A 254-nucleotide genomic window follows, 5' to 3' on the forward strand; every position below is an offset into this window, starting at 1 on the left:
CTCGCCATCCGCGCGCTTCTGGCCGTCGCCCTGACGGCGGGCGGTTCCGGCGCGACGGTCCTGGCGCAGGAGCGGACGACGCCTTCCGTCAACGTCAACGCCCAGCAGCTTCAGACCGCCTGGGCCCGGCTCCAGCAGGCCTTCACGCCTGAGCAGCAGGCCAATGAGGCGCGCGGCATCGCCCGCCTTCTGGCCTCGTCCGGCGTGCGGGTCGGATCATTGGAGATGGACGTCAAGAACATCGCCACAGGCCG

1 protein-coding gene is annotated in these 254 nt (G+C 70.9%); it reads left to right on the plus strand.

The features are described 5' to 3' along the window. The coding region (locus ACM5QX_RS29615) for a hypothetical protein (protein ID WP_414756769.1) at window positions 1-254 on the plus strand (254 nt) is incomplete at both ends.

This window comes from Anabaena sp. CCY 9910, from assembly GCF_963920875.1.
GTDB lineage: Bacteria > Cyanobacteriota > Cyanobacteriia > Cyanobacteriales > Nostocaceae > Trichormus > Trichormus variabilis.